The 20,968-nt window shown below is 45.7% G+C and carries 14 protein-coding genes; 4 read left to right on the forward strand and 10 right to left on the reverse strand.

What is annotated here, in order from left to right; all coding sequences use genetic code 11:
- Nucleotides 1-40: 40 nt before the first annotated feature.
- From ACSX1A_RS01425 to ACSX1A_RS01440, 4 genes are all read left to right on the forward strand, one after another.
- Nucleotides 41-1,243 (forward strand): AI-2E family transporter, encoded by a 1,203-nt coding sequence (locus tag ACSX1A_RS01425; RefSeq protein ID WP_439881822.1) that lies wholly within the window; start codon nt 41-43, stop codon nt 1,241-1,243.
- Between the two features lie 48 nt (nt 1,244-1,291).
- On the forward strand, nt 1,292-2,560 hold the full coding sequence (locus tag ACSX1A_RS01430; protein ID WP_439881823.1) for a replication-associated recombination protein A: 1,269 nt from the start codon (nt 1,292-1,294) through the stop codon (nt 2,558-2,560).
- A gap of 136 nt (nt 2,561-2,696) precedes the next feature.
- Nucleotides 2,697-4,457 (forward strand): signal peptide peptidase SppA, encoded by a 1,761-nt coding sequence (gene sppA, locus ACSX1A_RS01435; protein WP_439881824.1) that lies wholly within the window; start codon nt 2,697-2,699, stop codon nt 4,455-4,457.
- 285 nt (nt 4,458-4,742) lie between these two features.
- Nucleotides 4,743-5,558: a purine-nucleoside phosphorylase gene (locus ACSX1A_RS01440; RefSeq protein WP_439881825.1), complete on the forward strand. Its 816-nt coding sequence runs from the start codon at nt 4,743-4,745 to the stop codon at nt 5,556-5,558.
- Between the two features lie 68 nt (nt 5,559-5,626).
- Here the strand turns inward: ACSX1A_RS01440 and ACSX1A_RS01445 are convergent, their stop codons facing one another.
- From ACSX1A_RS01445 to ACSX1A_RS01490, 10 genes are all read right to left on the reverse strand, one after another.
- Complete coding sequence (locus tag ACSX1A_RS01445; protein WP_439881826.1) at nt 5,627-6,055, reverse strand: hypothetical protein; 429 nt, start codon at nt 6,053-6,055, stop codon at nt 5,627-5,629.
- Between the two features lie 25 nt (nt 6,056-6,080).
- Nucleotides 6,081-6,857, reverse strand: a complete 777-nt coding sequence (locus tag ACSX1A_RS01450) for a hypothetical protein (RefSeq protein WP_439881827.1) — start codon at nt 6,855-6,857, stop codon at nt 6,081-6,083.
- Between the two features lie 107 nt (nt 6,858-6,964).
- Nucleotides 6,965-7,774, reverse strand: coding sequence for a DUF4249 domain-containing protein (locus ACSX1A_RS01455; protein WP_439881828.1), 810 nt, complete (start codon nt 7,772-7,774; stop codon nt 6,965-6,967).
- Entirely contained in the window at nt 7,774-10,086 is a 2,313-nt protein-coding gene (locus ACSX1A_RS01460; protein ID WP_439881829.1) for a TonB-dependent receptor, read from the reverse strand. Before ACSX1A_RS01460 ends, ACSX1A_RS01455 begins: the two co-directional genes overlap by 1 nt.
- A gap of 205 nt (nt 10,087-10,291) precedes the next feature.
- Nucleotides 10,292-11,647, reverse strand: coding sequence for a TolC family protein (locus ACSX1A_RS01465; protein ID WP_439881830.1), 1,356 nt, complete (start codon nt 11,645-11,647; stop codon nt 10,292-10,294).
- Between the two features lie 29 nt (nt 11,648-11,676).
- Nucleotides 11,677-13,545 (reverse strand): M61 family metallopeptidase, encoded by a 1,869-nt coding sequence (locus tag ACSX1A_RS01470; RefSeq protein ID WP_439881831.1) that lies wholly within the window; start codon nt 13,543-13,545, stop codon nt 11,677-11,679.
- 264 nt (nt 13,546-13,809) lie between these two features.
- A complete protein-coding gene (locus ACSX1A_RS01475) occupies nt 13,810-16,206 on the reverse strand; it encodes an ABC transporter permease (protein ID WP_439881832.1) in 2,397 nt (798 codons plus the stop codon).
- Between the two features lie 61 nt (nt 16,207-16,267).
- Nucleotides 16,268-18,664 (reverse strand): ABC transporter permease, encoded by a 2,397-nt coding sequence (locus ACSX1A_RS01480; protein ID WP_439881833.1) that lies wholly within the window; start codon nt 18,662-18,664, stop codon nt 16,268-16,270.
- 77 nt (nt 18,665-18,741) lie between these two features.
- On the reverse strand, nt 18,742-19,455 hold the full coding sequence (locus tag ACSX1A_RS01485; RefSeq protein ID WP_439881834.1) for an ABC transporter ATP-binding protein: 714 nt from the start codon (nt 19,453-19,455) through the stop codon (nt 18,742-18,744).
- A gap of 83 nt (nt 19,456-19,538) precedes the next feature.
- Nucleotides 19,539-20,789 (reverse strand): efflux RND transporter periplasmic adaptor subunit, encoded by a 1,251-nt coding sequence (locus ACSX1A_RS01490; RefSeq protein WP_439881835.1) that lies wholly within the window; start codon nt 20,787-20,789, stop codon nt 19,539-19,541.
- Nucleotides 20,790-20,968 lie beyond the last annotated feature (179 nt).

The raw sequence follows: 20,968 nt of genomic DNA on the forward strand, positions 1-20,968 counted from the left end.
GTGCAAAGGTACGTGCTTATTCTTTTTACTCCGTATAAGGATGAAAACAAAAAAAGACTTTCTAAAAATGGATTTTATACGCAATACACCTACTACTGTAAGAAGAGCAATTGAAATAATGGGGCTTTTTTTCCTGGGGTGGATAGTCGTGCTGGGGAATGGGATACTGGCTCCGTTGCTGATGGCTTTTTTTATAAGTATCATGCTTTTGCCACTTTTCAGGTTCTTCCGGAAGTATAAACTTCCCGAGATGCTGGCTATATCTGTTAGTTTGCTGGCTGTGATCGTGGTGGTGGGGTTGGCTATTTGGTTTTTCTCTATCCAGATCAGCAATCTTGTTTCAGATTTCCCTACCATTCAGAAAAATGTTATGGGCCACTTAAGTGCGCTGAGTGCCTGGGTGGGAGAGCATTCGCCGTACTCTACAGCGGAGCAGATGGATTTTATCCGGACCAGGAGTAGTAGTCTGCTTAGCTATGCCGGCAACCTGCTTAGTGGCGCAGCCCTGTCCCTGACCTCCATCTTCGTTTTTGTCGGCCTGCTGCCTATCTACATTTTCCTGATGCTATTTTACCGTAATCTGTTACTCCGCTTTGTGTTCCTGTGGTTCCCGAAAGAAATGGATAGCAAAGTGGCAGATGTGCTGCACGAAATGCAAGTTATCATCAAAAGCTATCTTTTTGGCCTGCTTATTCAGGTAAGCTACATGACCGTGTTGTTAGGCGGGATATTAATGATCATCGGAATAAAACATGCTTTGCTGATCGGGGTGATCTTTGCGTTCCTGAACCTGATACCTTACGTTGGAGCCCTTATCGGCAACATAATAGGGGTATTGCTTACGCTGGCCTCATCATCTGAACTGTGGCCAATTTTTGCAGTTCTTGGCACCATTGCAGCAGTACAGTTTTTGGATAATAATATCCTGATGCCCCGTATTGTTGGCTCAAAGGTTAAAATAAATGCGCTGGCTACCATTGTGGGAGTATTGGTCGGGGGTGAGATCGCGGGTATTGCAGGCATGTTCCTTTCTTTGCCCATCATAGCTGTTCTGAAAATAATTTTTGACAGAAGCAGGCCATTTAAGCAGTGGGGAGTGCTATTTGGAGACGAAAGACCTGGCCAAAATCCGTTGGAGGTGCCAGCGCTCCGAAATAAAAGCGAGCGGGTGCAGGACCCATTGCCCCCATTAAATGAAGAGGCGACGCCAGGCGTGCCTGACCGGGAGAAGGGAAAGCAATAATTTCGTAGCTTTGTTTATAACCGAATCCGGAGAAAGTTTTTATAGCAGATGATTCACCCGAATATACCATTGGCCGAACGTATGCGGCCGCATAATCTTGATCAATATTACGGACAAAAGCACCTGGTAGGGGCTGATGGCATCTTGCGCCGCTACATTGAAGGCGGAGTGATACCAAGTATGATTTTGTGGGGGCCTCCGGGCGTGGGCAAAACCACATTAGCCAATATCATCGCTAACCAGATGAAAGTGCCTTTTGTAGCTTTAAGTGCTATTAATTCGGGTGTAAAAGACATTCGGGAGGTAATTGACCAGGCTAAGAAGCGGCAGGGGACAGTATTATTTATTGATGAGATTCACCGCTTTAACAAGTCGCAGCAAGATGCTTTGCTTGGCGCTGTTGAGAAAGGTACTGTTACCTTAGTAGGAGCCACCACAGAGAATCCTTCTTTCGAAGTAATATCGGCGTTGCTGTCGCGCTGCCAGGTATATATCCTAAAGCACCTGACCAAAGATGAGCTGATAGAGCTTGTGGATAAAGCACTGGCGAAGGACGAGTGGCTGCAGTTCCGAAACGTAAAGGTGCAGGAATATGAGGCGCTTCTGACTATTTCGGGTGGTGATGCCCGTAAGCTGCTTAACCTGCTTGAGATTGTAGCTGAAGGCGTTAAAGGCGAAGAGGTGGTCGTGACGAACGAACTGGTAAAGCAGGTCGCACAGCAAAATATTGTGATGTACGACAAGTCAGGGGAGATGCATTATGACCTGGTTTCTGCTTATATTAAATCCATCAGAGGTTCTGATCCGAATGCGGCCGTGTACTGGTTGGCGCGCATGATCGAGGGTGGCGAAGACCCCAAATTTATTGCTCGCAGGCTATTGATCGCCGCCTCCGAAGATATTGGCCTGGCCAATTCAAATGCGCTGTTAATGGCCACTTCATGTTTTCAGGCAGTGCAGATGATCGGATACCCTGAGGCAGAGATCATACTTTCACAGTGTACTGTTTACCTGGCTACGTCTCCTAAAAGCAATGCCTCTTACAAGGCCATTAAAACGGCGCGTGCTTTGGTGCAGCAAACCGGTAACCTGCCAGTGCCGCTCCATATCCGTAATGCTCCTACCAAACTAATGAAGGAGATCGGCTATGGTAATAACTACAAATATGCCCACGACTACGAAGGTAATTTTGTGCAACAGGAGTTTATGCCGCAGGAGCTGAGCAGCAACGCCTTATATCAGCCTGGCAATAATGCCCGCGAACGTGACCTGTTAAAGCAACTTCAGGCACAGTGGGGGAAAAAGTACAGGTATTAACTTGTAGGGTTTGTCTATGAAAACGAATGGTTTGTCGAGAAGGACAAAAGCATTTGAACTATAAGCACTAAATTTGTTTAATTAAGGAAGGAGCCATAGGGGCTTCAATTAAAAGTGTAACACACCAAGAAACTATATGTTAAATTTTCTGAAGTATGTGCTGGCTACCATTGTGGGTTTGCTCATATTCTCCTTCATCAGTATCCTGCTGCTTTTCGGCATTGCCGCCAGTACAGCATCCCGTGATGAAGTGACAGTTGATGATGGCTCTGTGCTGGAGCTTAGGCTGGATAAACCGATTTTGGAGCGAGATCCAAAGAATCCTCTGAATGAACTTGGTTTCTCTTTCGGTTCCTTATCGAGTTCTGACGGACTGGACCAGATAAAAGCCGCTATTCGCCGGGCGAAGATGGATGACAACATCGAAGGCATCTTCCTTAATATGTCCTTTGTTGATGCTGGTATGGGTAAACTGGAGGAGATACGCAACGAACTGATCGACTTTAAGAGATCTGGAAAGTTTGTTATTTCCTATTCCGATATCTCTACAGAGAAGGCCTATTATCTGGCTTCGGTAGCCGATAAGATCTATCTGAACCCAATGGGTACGATTGAATTTAATGGATTGAGTTCTGAGATGTTCTTTTTCAAGCGCATGCTGGACAAACTTAATATCGAGGCTCAGATTTTTAAAGTAGGAACATATAAGAGTGCTGTAGAGCCTTTCTTTTTAGAAAAAGCAAGCGATGCAAACCGTGAACAGCTGAACTCCTTCCTGAACTCTATCAATAATTACCAGCTACAACATATTGCAAAGGCGCGTGGGATGAGTGTTGCGGAGTTAAAAGACGTTCAGGACAACCTGTTGGTGCGCGATCCGGAAGATGCCAAAAAGTTTAAGCTGATCACGGATATCGGGTACTATGATGAGGCGATAACCGCTATGAAGAAGCGAATAGGTATCGACGAAGATGAAAAGCTTAAGTTGGTACAGCTTTCGAAGTATAAGAAAGTAAAAGATAAGGACATCAGTACCTCTAAAAACAGGATCGCGGTAATTTATGCCGAAGGTGATATTGTGGACGGTGACGGTGCAGAGGATAATATAGGCAGTAGAAATTATGCCGATGCTATTCGTAAAGCCAGGCTGGATGATGATGTAAAAGCTGTTGTGTTGCGCATCAGCTCGCCAGGTGGCAGTGCGCTTGCCTCAGATATTATCTGGCGCGAAGTGCAGCTTACCAAAAAGGTGAAACCTATTATAGCGTCTATGTCTGACGTGGCTGCATCCGGCGGTTACTACATTGCAATGGGTTGCGATACCATAGTGGCACACCCTAACACAATTACAGGTAGTATCGGAGTATTTGGCGTTATTCCTAACATTCAAGGTTTCCTTAATGAGAAACTAGGTATAACAGTGGACCATGTGAGCACTGGCAAATTTTCGGATGTACCAACTATCACCCGCCCTATGACGGAGCAGGAGAAGGAGATTGTGCAGAACCAGATCAACCAGATTTATGAAACATTTACAGCTAAAGCAGCGCAGGGCCGTAACATGCCGCAGGATAAGCTGAAAGAATATGCATCAGGCCGCGTTTGGTCTGGTATTGAGGCTAAGCAGCGCGGACTTGTTGATGAATATGGCGGACTGGAGAAAGCAATTGCTATTGCTGCTGCAAAAGCGGGTGTTGAAGATGATTATCGTATCAAAGAACTTCCGGAACGCAAGTCGTTCTTCGAAGAATTGTTTGGAGGCATTGGAGCACAGGCAAAGGCACAGTCGATGAAGGCTGAGCTGGGCGAGTTGTACCCTTACTACCAGATGTACAAGAAAGTGGAGTCGCTTAAAGGTGTGCAGGCACGCATGCCATATGAGTTGCATGTGCAATAGCCCTGAAACGTTGACACGATAGTTAAGCATATTCAGGATGCTGAAAAGTATAAACCGCCTCCGGGAGATAGCCCGGAGGCAGTTTTGTTTTTAGAGCACTCTATTTTTTTGCAACTTGCCACTGTGTTTGTGACCGGTGAAGTATAGGAGCCATTACAAACAGGTCATATTTATTGAAGGCAATGCGCAGGGCTTGATAAAAGTCATTTTATTTAAAGTATACTTCAGGCTACTTTGCACTTACAAATTTACTTAGTCAGATTTTAAAATTTTACTCATAAACTTATGATGCAGCTATTACAGGAGTCTTCCAACTATTTACAACATCGCACTGGTGGTTTCGCACCGGAATTTGGGATTATACTTGGCACCGGTTTGGGAGCACTTGTAAACGATGTGGAGGTGGAGCACAGTATTTCTTATGCCGAGATACCGAATTTCCCTGTTTCAACAGTGGAAAGCCATTCTGGCAAGTTGATCTTCGGTAAACTGGCAGGCCGTTCCGTTGTTGTAATGCAGGGGCGCTTCCATTACTACGAAGGGTATAACATGGATCAGGTTGTGTTTCCGGTGCGTGTGATGAAGTTGCTGGGAGTGAAGAAGCTTTTTGTATCTAACGCATCAGGCGGCCTGAACCCATCTTTCAATACCAGCGATCTGATGGTGATCACAGATCATATCAACCTGCAGCCAAGTAACCCGCTCTTAGGCAAAAACCTGGATGAGCTTGGGCCACGCTTTCCTGACATGAGTGACGCATATGATGAGGATCTTGTACGCCAGGCAATGGTCATAGCGGAAGATGCCGGATTTGAGTTACGTGAAGGTGTGTATGCAAGTGTACCGGGGCCAATGCTGGAAACACCCGCAGAGTACAAGTATATCAGTATAATAGGAGCAGATGCTGTGGGGATGTCTACGGTGCCTGAGGTAATTGCCGCACGCCACATGGGCATGCCTGTTTTTGCAGTGTCTGTGATCACAGACATGGGTACACCAGATAGGATCAAGAAAGTAATACTGGCAGACATTCTGGAAGCTGCAGCCATTGCAGAACCCCGCATGACGAAGCTGATAAAGGAGTTGGTAAGGCAGCAGTAATTTAAAACTTGCGTAGCAGCTAACAGGAGAACCTCTTCTGTTAGCTGCTACGCAGTTACAAGCTATCGCTATCTTAGCGCATCTTTTTCCCAGAAGCGGTATACAATGCCCCAACTACCGCGAAAAAGGGCAGAGCTGGTAAAATCAGATATGACAGCTACTTCTGCCTGAAATCCCATCTTCTTTTTATCAAACGGAAAGGCTTTGAACCCGAGTGGTACCACAAGTCCACTAAAACTGTTTGTCCTGTAACCTGCCCCAAAACCAACATAATAATCTTCTTTTGAAATGACCTTGAAGGGCAATACAAATTCAGTGCTGATATCGTCCGCGAAAACATTGGTTGATACCCTTATTTCAGGGGCAAATCGCCATACTTCATAGCCAACCCCTGTAAAGGGAGTACTGGTTTGATGGTAAGACGCAAAAACCTGGCAGTGGGCAAAATGAACTGACAGGAAAAATAATGTGAGGGTGAGTAGGGCTTTTAATTTCATAGCGTATCAGAGTTAAGCTGCTTCATTACCAAATACTGTAAAAGCTATAGAATACCAGTAACAATAGTGTTTTATTGAAAATGTGCTGTGCCATGCTCCACTTAAAACCCAAGTACAGCCTGGTGTATCCCAGAAAAAGCCCTTCTATCCACTGAAGCAGGACCAGTACAGGCAGCATAAACAGTGGCAGGTTAATATAAGGGTAATTTACCAGGTACTGTAGCGCAAATACAAAAGAGATGATATGAAACAGGCCGGTATAATCTGTTTTCCAGGGTTGCCGGATATAGGCATGTAGCCGAGGGGAAAGCAAGACAAAAGTTGCCAGCAAGCAGCAAACGAATGCTGCCGCTGCATAGTGTGTTAAGCTAAGTCCGGCTTCCTGCATGACCAACGGGGCAGATCCAACCAGGAATACAGCAAGTGCAATCAGCACAAACCGCCGGGAGTACACCAGAGGGAGCCTGAAGATCAGCTCATCTTTTAAGGGCCCATACACTACCACCAGCAATAGCACAAAATAGACCGAACGCTGCCCGAAAATAATATGGAGATTACTTTGGCGTAAGTTTATATCTAACAGGCTATAAAGCAATACAACCACTGCAACTACAAATCCCTTAACAAGTATTTCTGTTAGTAGTAAATGCAGCAATATCCTAGCTTTACTGTTAGCAGATACTAAAGGCGCTGCGTTAGAAGTGGGTTTTTTTAGGAATCCCAGGAACTGTTTAAAAGTTTTAAGTAAGGAGGGGTGTGTTACCCACAGCGGAATGTTTGGAATGGATAAGATGTCTTTCATTGTCAGGGCAAAATCATTGCAGATATGAAACTTGCATTAGCCCTAGCTTACTTATATTATATTAAATTTGTTATATTTATTTATGTAATTTTTATTTTATAGTAAAACTATTCTATAATGACTTTCCTTCTGTCATAAGCCAGATTCGTGAAAATACCGATGCCACCCTGTACCGAAGACTTAATAGAAGATGGTTGGGCGAACGGGTTTCCGTTGGCATTTTTTGCATCCGCAGTAGAACTTAAAAAGTCATAGTACTGCTTTTCAATATGATACAGGGTTATCAGTAACGTATCGCCACGCTCATAGTCATAGGCAGAGCCAAAGGATGTGCGTTTTCCATTCGTTAGATTATCTGATGTAACAAATGCCCGTTCCGGGTCGGTGTGCAGGCTGTCGCGGTGTGTTACATACCTGTAAAAGTCTTTCGTTGCAGCATTGTCCTGGAACGTAGTGAGCAGGTAAGCTTTGTTTTTTTCGTTGAATTTCCACTCGATGGTGTCGATAGGCACAGCAGGCAGAATTGTTGTGAAGCCCGTTACCTTTCGTCCTTTTTTGTCAGTTATTTCCAGCCCGAAAATGTCTCCGGGTTTGCCCTGCATTTTTTCAGTGGAGGAATGCGTGTGGAAAAGGTTCGACGTTTTCGAAAGCATAGGCTTATACGATAGCTTTATGCGTCTGCCATTGTGGGTTATGTACACATCTGCATCAGACACCAGCGCAGGCTGTGGCGTCTCGAAGTAGCCGGAGCTTTCCATCAGCGTTAGCCTGAAGGGCTTGCCGGGTTGCAGGTAACACTCTACCACCAACTGTGGCTCATATTCCGGTAAATTTACCTCAATGTCTTTCTCAAGATCGCAGGAAGCGAGCAAAAGTAAAAGTGGTATAAACAGGTATGAGAGGGTTTTCAGCTTCATCAGAATTTGAAATTATAGGTAACAGAAGGGATGGTAGGGAAAAGGGAAACCTGCTTAGCCTGGAAGCCCGTGGTTTGCCCACTCTGTTCATCTTTTAACTGCTCAAAATACACAAAGTACGGATTGCGTCTGTTATAGGCATTATAGACACTAAAGGTAAGGTCTGCAGCACCACGCTTTGGCCGGAGCTTCAGCACGAGCCCCAGATCAAGGCGGTGATACGGAGCCAGCCTGAAACCATTTCTTTCAGTAAAAATTGGTACTACTGATGGCTCCTGCCCCTCTACATCCTGAAATGCGAATCTGGCTACCGGCAAAGAAAAAGCATTGCCGGTACCATAGGTAAAGGCACCGGTTATATTTATGCGTTTGCTTAGCTGGTGCAGCAGCACAATGCTAAGGTCATGGCGGCGGTCGTAACGGGTCGTAAACCTGTTGCCTCCATTTATGCCGTCAAACTGCCTGTAGGTCCAGGAGAGCGTATAACCAATCCAGCCTGTGGTTCTGCCTTTAATCTTTTCGATGTATAATTCATTGCCATAGCTGTCGCCTTTCCCAAAAAGGAATTCATTTTCAAGACTGTCATTAACAAATAAATTAGCCCCATCGCGGAAATCGATCTGCCGGCGCATCCACTTGTAATAGAGTTCATTGGTTAATAAATATTTGCCATCGCCAAAAAGGTGGCTAATGCCGGTAGCTATCTGCTGAGAACGCTGCGGCTTTACATAATCTGTGGACGGGTACCAGATGTCGGTAGGCAGTGAGGCCCCCGAATTGGATACCAGGTGCACGTACTGCATCATGCTGGCATAACTTCCTTTCAGAGCAGTGTTTTCGGTAAGGTTATACTTAGCAGCCACACGTGGCTCCAGCGCCACATAGGTTTTTCCTTTACTGTTAAAGCCCGATAGCCTTAAGCCGTAATTCAGGGATAACAATGAATTTACCTGGAAATCATCTGAGACGTAGGTTCCGAACTCGGTGGCTTTATAGTTATTGCCAGCACCAAAAGATAAACTATTGTCGTCGGAGTCAAAGTTTAGCCGGCCTACCGTAAAATTATGATGCGTGGCAGAGGCCCCGAATTTCAAACTATGGCCACCATCCAGGAACAAGTCAAAATCAGTTTTAAACGTATAATCTTCAATATCTGAAGTCAGTTTAAAAGTAAAGATATCTATCTCGTTTTTGATGGTGTACTGGTAACTGGTGGTGCTGAGGCTTGTGTTGGAATACAGCTTCGGATTATACTTATGCCTCCAGTTAAGTGTTCCCATCTTATTGCCCCAGTCAAAGCCAAAGCGGAAATCGGTATCTTCGAAGGCAAAAAAGTCGCGGCCATAGTAGCCACTGAAGCTGATTTCATCGTTATCGCCAAGCTTATAGTTCAGCTTCCCATTAAGGTCGTAAAAGTAGTAATCCGGTATCCGGTTATAATCTTCCTTGTCTTCATTCAGGTTGTTTAGCTGCCTTGTAAAGATATCTACATAGGTGCGCCTGCCGGATAGAACAAAGTTTACCTTATCCTTTACCAAGGGGCCATCAATGGTAAGCCGGGAAGAGATCAGGCCAAGGCCGCCGGTGGCATGTATACCCTCATTATTTCCTTCCTGCATTTCCACATCCACCACCGATGACAACCTGCCTCCGAACTGAGCCGGGAAGCCTCCTTTGTACAATTCTACACTTTTCACGGCATCGGAGTTAAATACCGAGAAAAAGCCGAACAGGTGAGAAGGATTATAGATCACTGCATCATCAAGCAAGACCAGGTTTTGATCCGGACCACCACCACGTACATAGAGGCCCGATGCCCCTTCGCCACCAGATTGAACGCCCGGCTTTAGCTGCAATGTTTTTATCAGGTCTACTTCACCAAGCAAGGCTGGCAATAGCTTTGCTTCTTTGCTGGTCAGTTTTTCTACGCTCATCCGGGTATCGTTCAGCTTCTGCCGCAGTGTAGTGGCTTCTACCTCCACTACTTTCAGCTCGTTAGCGGAGGGCTCCACGTTAAAGTTTACAGTTTGCCCGGCACCTGATACCATGATGCTTTGGCTAGTAGTATTATAACCTACATAAGTTACCTGTAGCGTGTGAGGGCCTTGCGGCAACGACAAAGTATAGAATCCACGCTCGTTAGTGATAGTGCCTGTTCTTAAGGCTGGCACCGCAACTGTAGCACCTACCAAGCCCTCTCCGGTGGAGGCAGAACGAACAAAACCACTGATACTGTAATTCTGCGCTATAGCAGGCACGGCAATCAAAAGGAGCAGTGATAAAAGGGGAAGGAGGAGGGCTGAAAAGCGCATTTAGGGTAATAAATCTCTTAATGGGGTGAAGTTATGGAAACTTAAAATCATAATAAAGCTAATTAGAAACTGTTTTCATGCTTAACTAATTCATAATATGAATGTTTCCCCTGACTTCAATAATTGTCTGTAAACAACTAAAAAACCCGCCGCCTTTAAAGACAGCGGGTTTAAAAGTAGATAGGTAGTAGGTAAGAATAATGTTTTATCCTTGGTAAAGTTCCAGAATCCGCAGTTTGAAGTAGAACTCACATTTGCTCTGTAGAAGTTCCGTTTGCGCCTTGTTTTTATTATTCAAAGATTCCAGGTACGAGAAAAAGTCTGTTGTACCAGCTTCATAACGCCTTTTAGCTGACACAAATGCCTTTTCGGTATACTCCAGGTTTGCCATCACAGTATTATATTTTTCCTGTGCCGCTAACACATCCAGGTAAGCCTGCTGTATAGTTTGCTTCAGTGAATTTTGGGCAGCGTTCAGATCCAGTTCAGCATTGCGCAGATCCATTCGGGCTGCCTGTGCCTCAAAATGGCGGCTAAACCCGTTGAAAACCGGGATGCTCAGACTAAGCTCTACTATTTTCTGCTGGTTCTGGTCTACCTGGTCAAAGTAAGGCACCCTGGAGAAATCACCATTTTCGGGGTTCAGAACCCGGTAGTTACTAGAGTAGTTTGAGCCCACAATTCCTCTTAAAGAAAGAGTAGGGGATAGGCTACTGCGTGCTATGCTATGGCTGTAGCGCGAAACCTGAACGCTGGCCTCGGCGGCTTTCAGCTGAGGAGAGTATCCAATCGCACGTTCCAGTACTGCATCCAGGGCCGGAAGCTCAGCGGTAATATCAATTGGAGTTTGCGGTACCTGCAGCTCATAATCCGTACTGCCCTGCACGTTCATCTCCTGCACCAAGGCTGCCGTAGACTGGCGGTAATTATTCTTATGTGTGATAAGGTTCAGCTTCTCCGTTGCTAGCTGGGCTTTTAGCTGGTACACATCGTCCTGGGTTCTTACGCCGGCACGCTCCAGCGTTTCCATTTTGCTTATCTGCTGCTCTAGCAGGCTGATGCGTTCATGGGCGATCTGCATATTCTCCCGGTCCAGTACTGCCTGCAGGTAGTAGCCTGTTATCAAAGCCTCCATATCTATGTCGGCCTGTACCTGTCCGTATTTGTTAGCCTCTGACTGTTGCTTTGCCCGTTTTAGTTCATAAAGCTTTGAAAAACCATCGAACAGCACTAACTGGCCGACCATGTAAGGGCTGGAAGTGTTGGTATTACCACGCTTCAACTGGCCCGACACGTTATCAAAGGTTAAACCATTTACCCGCCGCACATTGGTTTCAGCGGAAAGAGTAGGCAGGTAACTGAGTTTGGTTTTCCGTAAGATGATATCGGCTTTGTTGGAGCTATACCTTGCCTGGCGCAGACTTACGTTGTTCTGGCGTGCCATTTCGATGCTCTGCTCAAGTGTTAGGACTTCCTGCGCAAAGACAGAGGATGAAATACTTAGGCAAACCGCTAGCCCTCCCAGCTTTTTAAGCAGGGCTTTCGATGTGAAATTTTTCATAGTTTTATTTTATACTAGTGGCTGTGTATTTATTGCGTGTTCAGCCATGCAGCACGCAACTGTAGTTGCTGTGGCGTGGCGTTAGGGTCCGGAGCCAGTACGTGCACTGCCTGTCGCTCCACGGGTGTTACTTCCCCTCTCAGTTTCTTTTCCTTCAGTTTTCCCCGGCCGTTCTTACGCCCTACAGTTATGGTGATCTTCTCACCGGGCTGCATTTGCTGCAGGGTGTCAGCTATCAGGGCGCGTACATTTGTAGGTGTTATCTTAGTTCCGTTCAGTTCCAGTAGCTGATCGCCTTCCTGAAAGCCCATCTGTCTTCCGAAGGCATCCATATTGCTGCTCTCCTCTACAATTATTTTCCCGGTTTCACTGTCAAAGCCAGGCACAAAACCACCGTAGCTGTTCATTTTTTCGGTCGCAACCGGGTCGTAAATGATGCCTACTTTCTGCAGGGTCTCCTCCAGTGGCAGCGGCTCGTTGCCCTCAACATACCGTGTGAAAAACTCACGGATCTCCGGATAGGTCAGTTCTGCGATCTTATCAAAAAGCTCTTCATCCTGAAAGGAGTTCTGCTTTCCGTATGTTTTAGAGAGGTCCAGCATCAGATCGCGCAAGCCATACTTGCCGTTGCTATGCTCCCGTAGTTTTATATCCAGCACCAGGCCAATAAGAGCACCTTTCTGGTAAACATTGCCATACTCTTTTTCATACTTGTCCAGTACTTCAGCGCTCATCTCTGTAAACGGCAGCGTGTCGTTGTAAAAGGTTCTAGAGGTTGCAATGTACTCACGTAATTTGGCCAGGTATTCGTCCAGGTTCAGCAGGCCTTCATAAGCCTGTACATGCGATGCAAAATATTCTGTTACTCCTTCATATAACCAGAGGTGCTTCGACATTTTTGGATTGATGTAATCGAAGTTTCCGATTTCTTCGGAATGTATGTTTAAGGGTGTTACGATATGGAAGAATTCGTGCGCGGCCACATCCCGGATGGTGCTGCTGAATTGCGCTTCAGGCATCTCGGGCAGGAAGTATACCGATGAGTAAGAATGTTCCAGTGCCCCGTAAGAACCTGATTTCCCTACACGCTCCGGTACATAGATCAGGAAGGCATATTTATCAACGGGCAGGTTGCCGCCCAGGTAGCTGCGCTGTGCTTCCAGAATATTTTTTACGTTTGCTGCAATGGGCTTTGATGTAACGTTACCGGAAGGGGAATATACAGATACCAGTACCTCTGTTTTGCCCAGGTGAAGTACTGTTGTATCCGGTTTGTTATACATCAGGGGTGAGTCGGCCAGGTCCACATAGTTTGGTACCAGGTACTTGTCTGATGTTGCAGTAGTAGCTACTGTTTTAAGTGGTGTAGAGCCGTAAAAACCTTCCGGCTTGGTTATGTTAAGCTCGTACGGCACCTGCTTCATACCGTCAAAATAACCGATGAAACCGAACGTATTAAGCAGGAAGTTTTTGTTGTCTTCTATGTTGGTGCCGCCCGGTTCAAACAGTATATCCTCCCGGTTAGCCGCATCAAATGTATCGTCAACCCAATAAGTGATCTTATGAAGTGCTGACGCATTGCTGATCTTCCAACGGTTGGTATCAACTCTGGTAACGTTCAGCTCTCTGCCATTTTTATCGTAAGCCGTAAAATCATTTACAAATTTGCCAAAGTCTGATACCGAATAGGTTCCCGGTACTATTTTAGGCATATTATAGATGACCTCATTCTCCGTAATCTGGGGTGTTATTAATGTAACCTGTACCTTATCATTCTTTACCTGGGTCAGGTCAACAGTAAAGTTATACTTCTGCCTGTCCGCTTCCTGTCCGCCGGCAAAGCCTGGAAGGTTAAGGCATAAGCACAATCCCAAAAGAAGAAGTTTTTTATGTAGCATTTTATAAGTTTATAGAAGGTAATTGCAGTTATACTTTTGAGCCATTTAAGCGGCCTGTCTTGTTTATATTCTATTTACTCAATTTTTAACCTTCCGTAGCTTTTTATTTTAATTATTAGACTAGCAACCCTTTTTTGTAGACTAATCCTGCTGCTTTGCCAGAGCCCACAAACAAGATGCATGTAAGAGCGATAAAGTTGCCTCAGGAGCAGAGAAGATCCCTGCTCTTGCTGAAGCATCTCACTTTATACAAACAACTAATTATTATTCAGTTCTAATGGCTCGTGCAGGGTCCAGCATGGCAGCTTTTATTGCCTGGAAGCTTACTGTGAACAAGGCAATAGCCATGGCTGTTAAACCAGCTACTACAAATATCCACCAGCTCAGGTCAATCCTGTACGCAAAATCCTGAAGCCAATAATGCATGCCATACCAGGCAACCGGACTTGCCAATAAAATCGCTACTATCACCAGCAGGGCAAAGTCTTTGGTGAGCAGCATCACAATGGCGCCTGTTGAGGATCCCAGCACTTTGCGTATACCGATCTCTTTAGTGCGCTGCTCTGCCGTGAAAGAGGCCAGGCCAAACAGACCAAGGCAGGCAATAAGGATGGTAAGTCCGGCAAAGTATCCGAAAATAGTCAGCATCTTTTCTTCGGCGCGGTATTGCTTATCAAAGTGCTCATCCATGAAAAAGTAATCCATAGGGTGCCTTGGGTCAAAGGCCTGCCACCTGTTCTCAATAAAACCGATGGTAGCAGCGAGGTCCTGCCCTTTGATACGGGCCATCACGAAACCATCAGACTCCGGCGTAAGCACCAGTGCCAGTGGTTCTACCTCGCTATGCAACGACGTAACATGAAAGTCTTTGGTGACACCTATAACTTTAGCATCGATATCAAATAACTGTACGCGCTTGCCAATCGGGTCGCTCCAGCCCATTTGCCTCACTGCGGCTTCATTCAGGATTATGCCACCTTTTTCGTCGGTCTTATGATCTAGGGAGTAGTTCCGGCCACTGCTCAACTTGATGCCCATCACATCAATAAAATCGTAATCGGTGAACATCACATTCATAGTCCTTTCCACCATCTGTCCGTCTTTCTCAATAAAGGTCAAAAGTTTGGACATGCGGTCTGCGGGTATGTCGTTGGTGTTAGAGACCATCGCCACATTCGGGTTGCTTAGCAGTTCTTGCCTAAACCTTGGGTAACCTTTCACCAAGGCGGAGTCCCCTCTTGGTATATCGATGACAATGATCTGGTCTTTGTTAAAGCCCAGGTCTTTGTTTTTAAGAAAGTGCATCTGCGTCATGACCACAATGGTGCCAATGATCATGATCAGCGATATAGAGAACTGTAGCACAACCAGGGCCTTACGCAGCGTGGCACTTCCACCTTTAGGAGACTTGTCTGACTTAAGTACTTCAGCTGGTTTGAAGTGGGAGAGGAAGAAGGCCGGATAGCTGCCAGCCACCACGCCCACAAACACAACTATTGCCAGCATGATTGCGAGGAACTCCCACTGCCAGAAGAAACCAGAGGTAAAGACCTTATCTGTAAGCGAATTAAAAGTAGGGATCAATATCTGCACCAGCGCCAGTGCCAGGATAACTGCCACCATCGTCATCAGCAGGGACTCTCCCAGGAACTGAAGTATGATCTGGCTACGATAAGCTCCGACAACTTTACGTAAGCCCACCTCTTTGGCCCGCTTGGCAGAACGGGCAGTAGCCAGGTTCATGTAGTTGATGCAGGCGATGAGCAGCAGGAAAACAGCGACTGCTGCAAAAATATACACATAAGAGATGTTGCCTGCCGGGCTTAAGTCAGCCGCGTAATTCGTGTCGAAATGGATAGTCTTAAGGGGCTGCACTACAAAGCGCATTTCACCGGTCAGTTTGTTCTCCTTTATCCAGGGGTTCACATGCTTCTCAGCAAAAGCATCCATTTTATCCTGGAACTGCGAAAACTCTTGCGGGCTGTGCAGCAGCACATAGGTAAACCGATTTAAGGCAAACCATTGATTGGTGCGTGAATCGTTATCAAGTCTGGCATCCAGTGTGCTCCTGGAAATGAAGGCGTTTGCTTTGATATGGGAATGGCCGGGGTTACGAAATACACCTGTTACCTGGTAAGGCTCATTGCTGAATGTAAGCACCTGGCCAACAGCTTCGGAAGGAGTGCTAAAATACCGCTTAGCCATTTCCTCGCTTAACACCACCTTGTTAGGTGCATCCAGTGCAGTGGCTGGGTTACCTGCAAGCATCTCATAGTCAAAAACCTGGAAGAAGGCGGAATCCGCAAATAGCAGGTCGTCTTCGTTAAAGCTTTTTTCCTGGTACCACACTGTCTGTTTTCCGGCCCGGGCTAGCTGGGTTATGTGTTCAGTATCCGGAAAATCCTTTAGCAGGGCAGGCGCCAGAGCAGCCGGTGACAGCGCAAACTTTTCATGGCCGGATTCAGAATTTATCTCACCAACCAGGCGCACAATGCGATCAGCTTTGCTGAAGTGGTTCTCGTAGCTCAGTTCATCCTGCACGTACAGGAAAATGAGTATACAAGAGGCAACCCCAATCGCCAGCCCTACTATATTGATGGCTGAGTATACCTTATTCCGGTAAAGGTTGCGGAGCGTGATTTTAAAGTAGTTATTAAACATGCGATTTACTTTATTACTTTATCTCTGTTTTTTTCATAAATCAGTATTGACTACCCGCGCATTATTCTGAGCGGAGTGCTTTTACTGGATCAGCCACAGCAGCTTTTACAGCCTGAAAGCTCACTGTCAGGATTGCAATCATCAGGGCTGTTATACCAGTCACAAAAAAGGTCCACCAGCTAATTTCTATTCTATAGGCAAAGTCCTGTAACCACAAGTTCATGATATACCAAGCAATGGGTGCCGCCAGGGCAAAAGCGATTAAAACCAGCACAGCAAAGTTGCCGGAAAGCAGTACTACAATGTCAGAAACGGTACCACCTAACACCCTCCGGATGCCAATTTCTTTGGTTCGTTGCTCAGCCATGTAGGATGCTAACCCAAAAAGACCCAAGCAGGCAATTATGATGGTGAGTATGGCAAAAAAGGTAAAGATGGTAAGCATCTTTTCTTCGGCCTGGTACTGCTGGTGAAAGCTCTCATCCAGAAACTGATAATCCATTGGGTAGCTCGGGAAGTGCTTTTTCCAGACGTTGTTCATGTCGTCCAGCGTTGATGCCAAAGGGGCATTGGCATTTAAACGAACTAGTAATTTCCCGAAGTTAGGGTCAAGTTTTATAACCAAAGGTTCTATTTTACTGTGCAGCGATTTGTAGTTAAAATCTTTTACTACACCTATCACGCTGCCCTTTGCGGTATCGGCCCAAGCTGGTTTGAGCTGTTTATCTATAGCATCTGTCCAACCTAATGCCTTTGCTGCGGCTTCGTTTATAATATATTTAAAGTTTGCGTCGGTACGGATCTCTTTAGAGAAGTTTCTCCCGGAAAGAAGCTGTATCTCCATGAGGTCCAGGTATTCATAGCCTACACTAATAGCATTGATATTTCTTTTAACAAGGTGTTTGTTTTCTTCAACTATAAACTCTCCTGCAGCCGCTCCTTCTCCGGGCAGTTGCTGAGCGTTTGTTGTTTGATTAACCTGAGGCAGGGTAAGAAGCTCTTCTTTTATGGCAGCCAGTTTTTCCTTTTGCTTTACCCACCCGACAGAAGGAATGTTTATGGCAACAACCTGTGACTGGTTAAAGCCCAGATTTGTGTTTCTCACGTGCTCCATTTGGTTGTAAACAACTGTGGTAGCAATGATCAGCACCAGTGAGATCGTAAATTGAAGTATAACCAATCCTTTTCGGAGAATGGCAATGCTGCTACTAGGTGTCTGATTGGATTTAAGGACTTTTGCCGGGCTGAAATGTGACAGGAACAAAGCAGGGTAACTACCCGCCACAATTCCAATGAAAAGTATGATGGCTAGTATGGCAAGGGCTAGTTCCAGGTTCAGGTGAAAGATAGTGGAGACTTGTTTGCCGGTAACATGGTTGAAAAGAGGCAGCGTAAGTTCTACCAGCATGAGGGCAAGCAAAGTAGCTACAAATGCCATTAACAACGACTCACTTAAAAACTGCTGTATTACCTGAGAGCGGCTTGCACCCATTACCTTGCGTATACTAACTTCCCGGGCTCGTTTTGTAGACCGTGCGGTGGCCAAGTTAACATAGTTAAAGCAGGCGACAAGTAGCATAAACACCGCTATTACCGCAAAAATATAAACATAGGTAATATTGCCCACCTCGCCAACAGGGTATTCACGCACATTGTCCAGGTAAGCGTCTGTTATGTGTTGTAGGTTGTATTGAGCGCTTGTAATGCCTGCCAAAGACTCTCCTGACGTAGCTTTTTGCTGGTACAAGTCCGATAGCTTGTCCTGGAGTGCTGAAGCCTGTTCCTTCTTTCGTAGCTTCACATAGTTATAGCCACCCATGCCATTCCAATCGGTTACATAATATTGGGTCTGTTCATCCCAATGCAGCGGAAGTATGGCGTCGGGCTTAAGGTGGGACGGAGACTGCTGAGAAATTACCCCGGTTACCATTAAGGTGTGGGAAATGTACTTAACGGTTTTTCCCATGGCTGCTTCTGCGCTTCCGAACAGCTTATGAGCCATTTCCTGTGTCAGAACAATTGAGTTCGTGTTTTTTAGTGCCGTAACAGGGTTACCTGCCACAAACGGGAAATCCAACACAGAGAACAAATTACTATCTGCGTAAATAATGTTGTCAGCGTAAAATGCTTCCTCCTCTGTGCTGATTGCATTCTTACCCATGTTTACCAACACAGTGGCATTTTCTACTTCTGGATACTCTTCCCTCAAAAGTTTGGCAATAGGCCCAACAGCTACGGCCACTTTCACGTCCTGGTCACCTTTTCTTACATCGCTGGTGACCCTGAAGATCCTGTCAGCATTTGAAAAGCCTTTGTCATAGCTTAGCTCGTGTTGCAGATACAGGAAAATAAGTATACAAGATGCTATGCCAATAGCCAGCCCTACTAAGTTGATAAAGGTGTAACCTTTGTTGCGAGCAAGATTACGCCAGGTAATAGTAAAGTAGTTCTTTAGCATAGTCAGAGAAAGTTAAAGGTAAGTTGTGGTGGGTATTAACCGTAGAGATGCAATGTGAACTTCTCTACGGCAGTAAGTTACAGCAGCTCTGCAGCATGTCTCTTCACATTAATGTTCTCGGTCACGATCTGTCCGTCGAAGAGGTTAACAATGCGGTGCGCATACTCGGCATCAGACGGGGAGTGCGTTACCATCACTACTGTTGTGCCGGCATCGTTCAATTCAGAAAGCAGCGACATTACTTCACGGCCATGCACAGAGTCCAGGTTACCTGTTGGCTCATCGGCAAGTATAAGGGCAGGGTCAGAGACAGTGGCACGGGCAATTGCCACACGCTGCTGCTGACCACCGGAAAGCTGCTGCGGGAAATGGCTGCGGCGGTGGGCAATACCCATGCGCTCCATGGCTTCCTGTACGCGTTTGGTTGTCTCGGATTTTGAAACCCCCAGGTAGGCAAGCGGCAGGGCAATGTTCTCTTCCACGGTAAGCTCATCGATCAGGTTAAAGCTCTGGAAAATAAAGCCCAGGTTCTCTTTGCGAAGTTTTGCACGCTGGCGCTCAGTGGCGCGGCTGATGTCTTCGCCAAGAAACATGAAAGTACCATCGCTAGGCGAGTCCAGCATGCCCAGAATGTTCAGAAGCGTTGACTTTCCACAACCGGATGGGCCCATTATAGCCACAAACTCACCTCTTTTAATGTTTAGGTCTACTCCGGCCAGTGCGGTTGTTTCAACTGTGTCCGTAACGTATTTCTTCTGTAGGTTTCGGGTTTCAATAACTAGTTCTTCCATGTCTTATTTAACGCTTTAGTTCTTATTGATTAATTCTTTGTTTATTCTTAATTGCTGTTGATCCAGAAGCTTCAGTTGTGGTTTTACTTTAACTCAAGTCTGTCAATATCGCCGTAATTGTCATAGGATGAGAGTACCACTTTTTCGCCTGGTTTCAGTCCGGAAAGTACTTCATAGTGGTTCGGGTTCTGACGGCCTAATTTGATGTTTCTCTTTTCCGCGTACTGGCCTGATTTGTCAACTACAAATATCCAGTTACCGCCAGTGCTCTGGTAAAATCCTCCACGTGGAACCAGTATGGCATTCCCACCATCATTCAGGTTGAGCTTTATCTGAAGTGTCTGTCCGCGTCGTATACCCTCAGGAGTTCCGTCAGCAAACTCCATATCTACCTGGAATGTGTTGTTCTGTACCTCCGGAATTACTTTGGTAATAGTTACTTTATAAGTTTTGCCGTTAAAGTCGAAGCTGCCGTTCAGGCCAGGGTATACTTTTGAGATGTAGTGCTCGTCTATTCTTGATCTGACTTTGTAACCGTTTGTGTCATCTATCTGGCCAATGTTCTCTCCCGGAGACTTAGACTCACCTACTTCAGCTTTTAGCGTGGATAGCTGACCTGTAAAAGGCGCCACAACATACAGGTTGTTCAGCGTGTTGCGGGCCATGTTAATGTTAGCCTCCATGCGCCTGATAGATTCATCTAACTGCTTCAGGCGGTCATCCATCAGTTTGGCATCTTGCTTTACAGAACGATCTGCAAGTGATTTGCGCTTGCTCAGGTAATTATACTCATCTTTAGAAGCCTCATATTCTTCCTGAGGGATTACCTTTTCTGCAATCAGCATCTTGTTGCGCTCATACTTCCGTTTGGCAAGTGCCAGGTTATAATCAATTTCTGCTAATTCGTTCTCCTTCCGGATAAGGTCCTGCTTCATCGTTATCTCAGAGTTCTGACGCTCGTTCATGAGGTCATAGAGCTGAGTTTCACGCGTCATAAAGTCGATCTGGAGCGTGGTGTTGGATAACTTCAGGATCGTGTCACCTTTTTGCACCATTCGGCCGTCATCGGTATAGATCTTGTCCACTCGTCCGCCCTCTGTAATGTCAAGAAAAAAAGTATTCAAAGGCTCAACGGAACCATCCACAGCTATGAACTCCTGGAAAGTTCCTTCCTGTACATTACCAGTGGTAATGCGCTCGCTATCTACATTCAACTTAGAGGTATGTTCTGCAAACAACAAGCTGTAAATAGCAAAAACCAAAACCAGAGCACCTGCAGCAATAATGGCTATTCGTTTTGGAGTATACTTTTTCTTTTCAATTACTCGGTCCATAGTGTTTTTAGAGATTGTAGGTGTAGCGTTTTTCATAGTCTTGTCTGGCAATTTCCAATAAGTGTGCCATTAAAGTTAATTATATGATAATCAAATAGTTAAAATGGTTCTGTTCTGATTCAACTGGTGAGGCCTGTTCACTTTCGGACACTTTAGTGTCTGCTAGCGAACAGTGTTGA

Origin of the sequence: Pontibacter sp. MBLB2868 (genome assembly GCF_051904785.1) — a bacterium.
Lineage (GTDB): Bacteria > Bacteroidota > Bacteroidia > Cytophagales > Hymenobacteraceae > Pontibacter.

Excerpts from the sequence above, each read along its gene's own strand:
- ACSX1A_RS01425 (WP_439881822.1), top strand. The coding sequence starts at position 41 with ATGAAAACAAAAAAAGACTTTCTAAAAATGGATTTTATACGCAATACA.
- ACSX1A_RS01430 (WP_439881823.1), top strand. The coding sequence starts at position 1,292 with ATGATTCACCCGAATATACCATTGGCCGAACGTATGCGGCCGCATAAT.
- sppA (WP_439881824.1), top strand. The coding sequence starts at position 2,697 with ATGTTAAATTTTCTGAAGTATGTGCTGGCTACCATTGTGGGTTTGCTC.
- ACSX1A_RS01440 (WP_439881825.1), top strand. The coding sequence starts at position 4,743 with ATGATGCAGCTATTACAGGAGTCTTCCAACTATTTACAACATCGCACT.
- ACSX1A_RS01445 (WP_439881826.1), bottom strand. The coding sequence starts at position 6,055 with ATGAAATTAAAAGCCCTACTCACCCTCACATTATTTTTCCTGTCAGTT.
- ACSX1A_RS01450 (WP_439881827.1), bottom strand. The coding sequence starts at position 6,857 with ATGAAAGACATCTTATCCATTCCAAACATTCCGCTGTGGGTAACACAC.
- ACSX1A_RS01455 (WP_439881828.1), bottom strand. The coding sequence starts at position 7,774 with ATGAAGCTGAAAACCCTCTCATACCTGTTTATACCACTTTTACTTTTG.
- ACSX1A_RS01460 (WP_439881829.1), bottom strand. The coding sequence starts at position 10,086 with ATGCGCTTTTCAGCCCTCCTCCTTCCCCTTTTATCACTGCTCCTTTTG.
- ACSX1A_RS01465 (WP_439881830.1), bottom strand. The coding sequence starts at position 11,647 with ATGAAAAATTTCACATCGAAAGCCCTGCTTAAAAAGCTGGGAGGGCTA.
- ACSX1A_RS01470 (WP_439881831.1), bottom strand. The coding sequence starts at position 13,545 with ATGCTACATAAAAAACTTCTTCTTTTGGGATTGTGCTTATGCCTTAAC.
- ACSX1A_RS01475 (WP_439881832.1), bottom strand. The coding sequence starts at position 16,206 with ATGTTTAATAACTACTTTAAAATCACGCTCCGCAACCTTTACCGGAAT.
- ACSX1A_RS01480 (WP_439881833.1), bottom strand. The coding sequence starts at position 18,664 with ATGCTAAAGAACTACTTTACTATTACCTGGCGTAATCTTGCTCGCAAC.
- ACSX1A_RS01485 (WP_439881834.1), bottom strand. The coding sequence starts at position 19,455 with ATGGAAGAACTAGTTATTGAAACCCGAAACCTACAGAAGAAATACGTT.
- ACSX1A_RS01490 (WP_439881835.1), bottom strand. The coding sequence starts at position 20,789 with ATGGACCGAGTAATTGAAAAGAAAAAGTATACTCCAAAACGAATAGCC.